This is a genomic window from Pyrobaculum sp., from assembly GCF_049971835.1.
Classification (GTDB): domain Archaea; phylum Thermoproteota; class Thermoprotei; order Thermoproteales; family Thermoproteaceae; genus Pyrobaculum.
On the sequence record NZ_JBMFKV010000161.1, the window covers coordinates 1 to 4,292 of the forward strand.

Below are 4,292 nucleotides of genomic sequence, written 5' to 3' on the forward strand. Positions count from 1 at the left end.
AAATACCAGCCCCATCTATTGCCTATAAACGGCCTTGCGTTTTTTACATATGTCCACCAGGGCATCCACGCCGCGCCTTTCTCAGCTGGGGAATACACAGCACCTAGATAGGGACAGATAGTCTCGCCGTAAAAGATCCACTTATCGCCGTGGCCCTTAATTTCGCTAGCAATGTTGTGAGAAACCACAATTGCCTCATAGTGCGCCACCGAGCCGGCTCTGGTAACGCCAATGTCGGCGACATCGCCTACGATAAACACATCGTCGTAATGTTCTTTCCCTTTTCTGTACGTCAGATTATATCTATCGCCCGGTACTAAATTAAAGGGATTCCCTATGCCGGAGTCCCCTATGACTCGAGGCCCTCGATGTGGAGGTACTGTTATAAGTAGGTCGTATTTTATCTTTTCACCTTTAGTAGATATCAATACCTTGTTTTTAGCATCTACTCGCTCTGGCTCAAATTCGTAGATGTACTCCATGCCTCGGATTTTTAACATTTCTTCCAGTACTTTATTGACCTCAGGCTGGGCGTGTAGGTGATCTTGCGTAGTCGCCACAATTATCTTGTACCTCCCCTTCAGCATCCTTACATTGCTTAGATATGAATCTATCAAAAGAGGCGTCTTGCCGGAGGTTATTGGACATTTCATTGATACGTCAAGCATTGCTAAAAGCTGTACTATTGTGCCGCCTGTGAATTCTTGTAGTAGTTTTCTTACTTCCTTAGCACCTTCGAAGGTATAGTAAGTATGATAATCGTCAAGGAGACCCGGCACCAGCGACGGCTCGTAGGAACACCCAAGAGCTATGACCAAATAATCGTATGTATAGCTCTTCCCCTTTGCCGTAGTAATTGTTCGGTTTCTTAAATCTATTTTAGCTATATTACCTTCATCTCCCAAAAAGGTTTTAATTTTAGGATCAAGTATTTTAGTTTTATCATATATAAGATCTTCCTCATCAAATGCCCCAGCTATATACGGCACAAATCCTGCTTCAAAATAATAAGTTTTTGATTTGTCGAAAATCATTAACTCAACCTCCCCTTTTACAATTTCTCTGCGCAAATCTCTGGCTAAGCTATTTGCAACTATCATTCCACCAGTCCCTGCCCCAAGGACAATAATTTTTTTCATAGATTACAAAAAAAGCGCAGTTTTACACACAACCTGTTGGCTTAGGCGCACCAGCTATTTTACAAGCGCCGTTTGCAGGGCCTGAGGGAAAGAGCTGGTATATTCTTTCAAGCGTGTTTCCTGTTTCTTTTAGCAACATCTTTATAGGCGGACATACGCCGTAGGTTTCCCAGTACTCTCTGAGATACTTAACTACTTTCCAATGATCATCTGTCATTTGTTGTATTCCCTCTAACTCACGCGCTAGCCATTCTGCTACTTTCTCATTCCACGCCTCTGGATTTTGCATAAAACACTCCTCGTCTAATATTACAACAACATCATCAACCTTGTATTCCCCCGGGCATTTCACTGGCATGCCACCTCTACTTAAGAGTAGTATAAAAGGATCATTACTCTATTTTGAGTAATTATGTAACCTGAAAAGAAAACTACGATCCTTCCGCTATGTATGTTTACACTTACGAATAATTATCAACAAAGGTCTTACTCCTTGGAATTTATCTAATTCATCTACATTAACTATTTTAATACAACCTCCCCCTATTGTAATTGCATAACATATATATATTTCAACATTTTTCTCACAATTTTGTATTACAGCTGTCTTTACCATATCTAGTCTTTCGCCCATCATAAAAATTACGGCGGTGTCTGCTGCAACCTTGTTAAGGATTTCTGAGTTAAAATGAGGAAAAGAGAAGAGAGCTATATGTCTTAGCGATACGCCGTCTGTAAGCTCTATTTTGTACAACGCTGCAGCTGCCGTAAAGGCACTGATGCCCGGCACTATTTGGCAGGACACTCCCCTATTTTCGGCTTTTTTACATATCTGTACTCCTCTGCCAAAGATAGAGGGATCTCCATTTTTCAGAATCACAACATTCCGATCCCTAGCCTCTTCTATTAACTGTTCCACTATCGTATCATGTTCTTCTTTTCTGTGTCCAATTTTCACCCTCTTGGCGCTTGGAGCGTAAAGCGTAACGATTTCTTCAGGCACGAGATCGCCGTAGGCTACGACGTCTGCTTGACGCAGTAACTCCACTGCCTTAACCGTTAGCAGGCTCGGGTCGCCGGGGCCCGCCCCCACTACGTAGATCGGCATAGCGCCGCCAAGACGTTGTATGTGTAGGGGTGGATGTGTAGGTACTGGGCGTGCATGTTGTACTTCACCACGCCGTCCCAACCCCCTCCCACTCCCACGCCTCTCTCCAGCTTAATGACGAGATTCGGCTTCTCCCTAAAGATAATCTTAGAGTAGTGGAACTCGTGGCCCACCAGCCTCGTCCCCCGGGGCGCCACGGGGGTGTCCCCCACCACCTGCCCCCAGACGTATCCCTTGCCCACCGGCCTGTCCAGCATCACCGTGACGGCGTCTATGGCGCCCACCATCTCGTACTCGCTACGGTCGATAATTATAGAGGAGGTCATATACATAAGGCCTCCGCACTCGGCGTACAGCCTCCCCCCCGACTCCACATAGCTCAGGAGGGCTTTTCTAAAGGGCTTGTTCCGCTCCAGCTCCTCAGCCAGCACCTCGGGGAATCCGCCACCCACCACGACGAGGTCAACCGGCGGCAACGCTTGATCCCTCAGCGAATTTATGAAGACAGGCTTCCCCACCGACGCCGCGGCCTCGAGGAGCTCTGGGTAGTAGAAGGTGAAGGCGCGGTCCATTATAATACCCACCCTGCAGTTGCCGCCTGCTGGGGTATCGGGATCGGGTTCTTCGTCCAGCTCCCCAGCCCTCTTGGCGATAGACAAAATCCCGTCGAGATCGAGATGCGGCACCACGTAGCTCTCCAACACTTCCAATAAGCCGCCGGCGTCGACTCTCTCGCCGGTGGGGACTAGGCCCATGTGCCGGTAAGCGAAGGCCTCGGCCACCCTCTTCGACTTCTGCACGACGCCGAGGATCTCCACGCCCTCCTCGGGGAGGGCCTTGACAAGCTTCTCCGCCTGCCTGGGGGTGACGTTTGTCAATATTACGCCGGCCACGTCCACGCCGGGGTCAAAAGCCTTGAGGCCTCTGACGACGGCGCGTAGCGTCCTGTTTACCCTCTCGCCGTTTAGCACCACCACCACCGGGGCCTTGAGCAACTTCGCTACCTGCGCCGTGGAGCCCAACTCGGAGACGCCGTCTACCGAGTCGTAGAGGCCGAGCACGCCCTCCACCACGGCCAAGTCGGCGCCAGCGGCGTACTTCACAAACCTCCTCTTCACCCCATCCTCGCCCATCAACACCACGTCGAGATTTCTGCCAGCCACCCCGGCGGCAAGGCTATGGTAGGAGGGGTCTATGTAGTCGGGCCCCACCTTGAAGGGCGCCACCCTCAGCCCTCTGCGGGCGAGGCCGTACAAAATGCCAAGGGTTACAATGGTCTTGCCTGACATCCCACGGGGGGCTGATATAACAATCCTCGGAATCACGGGCCAACGGGCGCATCATTTAAAAATCTTTATTACTAATAGTAGGCTACTACCTCCTCCTAGCCCTCACCCTCAGAATTCCGGGCGCCGTCACTATGTCCACTATTTCGTAGCCCAAGTCCTCCAGCATGCATCTAACCGCCGATGCCGTCACCTCCACGCTCTCTATGCCGTAGCCTACGCCTATCGTGTCTATTGTGAATTCCCCGCCCTCGGCCTTTATCTCGAACCTCCTCGCCGGGACGACGTTGGCGAGGTACCTGGCGAAATACGCCGCGTTCTCCAGCGAGCCGAACACAGCCTTTATGTACCCCGCTATCATCTTCCCAGCTTCGCACCAAACCGCCAATGCCGTCTCTTTATTCATCTTGAACATCTCCACAACCATTCTGTCCAGGAGGCGGCCGGGGATGGGGACGGTCTCAAGCTCTGTCATCACTTTGTAGAAGGTGGCTATGTCCCTGATCTGCTGGACGGAGAAGCCTTCCTTCATCAGCGCTAGGCCGATGCTGAGTATCTGATTAGCCAGGGCGAACTGGGTGTAGCCCATGGACTCCGCGGTTTTTGCCAAGTCCTCAGCCACCTCCCTAGCCACGGCGATGTTTATCCTGTCTTTTTTCACACTCATAGATTCTTATGGATTACAGATATTTATGTTTAAAAGACAGGAAACAACCAGAGGTGCTGTACACCTTTGGGCTAGCTTAAAAAGTTTATTCG

5 protein-coding genes are annotated in these 4,292 nt (G+C 50.1%); all 5 read right to left on the reverse strand.

Annotated elements, in window-relative coordinates; translation table 11 throughout:
- A partial coding sequence (locus tag ACP5J3_RS11345; protein ID WP_428495793.1) for an NAD(P)/FAD-dependent oxidoreductase occupies nt 1-1,139 on the reverse strand: 1,139 nt, incomplete at its 3' end.
- Nucleotides 1,140-1,161: 22 nt separating this feature from the next.
- Nucleotides 1,162-1,497: a TusE/DsrC/DsvC family sulfur relay protein gene (locus ACP5J3_RS11350; RefSeq protein WP_263245058.1), complete on the reverse strand. Its 336-nt coding sequence runs from the start codon at nt 1,495-1,497 to the stop codon at nt 1,162-1,164.
- Nucleotides 1,498-1,584: 87 nt separating this feature from the next.
- Nucleotides 1,585-2,247 (reverse strand): uroporphyrinogen-III C-methyltransferase, encoded by a 663-nt coding sequence (locus ACP5J3_RS11355; RefSeq protein WP_263245061.1) that lies wholly within the window; start codon nt 2,245-2,247, stop codon nt 1,585-1,587.
- Nucleotides 2,232-3,572: a cobyrinate a,c-diamide synthase gene (locus tag ACP5J3_RS11360; protein ID WP_428495794.1), complete on the reverse strand. Its 1,341-nt coding sequence runs from the start codon at nt 3,570-3,572 to the stop codon at nt 2,232-2,234. Before ACP5J3_RS11360 ends, ACP5J3_RS11355 begins: the two co-directional genes overlap by 16 nt.
- Before the next feature lie 49 nt (nt 3,573-3,621).
- Nucleotides 3,622-4,200 (reverse strand): hypothetical protein, encoded by a 579-nt coding sequence (locus ACP5J3_RS11365; protein WP_428495795.1) that lies wholly within the window; start codon nt 4,198-4,200, stop codon nt 3,622-3,624.
- Between the last annotated feature and the right edge of the window lie 92 nt (nt 4,201-4,292).

Excerpts from the sequence above, each read along its gene's own strand:
- ACP5J3_RS11355 (WP_263245061.1), bottom strand. The coding sequence starts at position 2,247 with ATGCCGATCTACGTAGTGGGGGCGGGCCCCGGCGACCCGAGCCTGCTA.
- ACP5J3_RS11350 (WP_263245058.1), bottom strand. The coding sequence starts at position 1,497 with ATGCCAGTGAAATGCCCGGGGGAATACAAGGTTGATGATGTTGTTGTA.
- ACP5J3_RS11365 (WP_428495795.1), bottom strand. The coding sequence starts at position 4,200 with ATGAGTGTGAAAAAAGACAGGATAAACATCGCCGTGGCTAGGGAGGTG.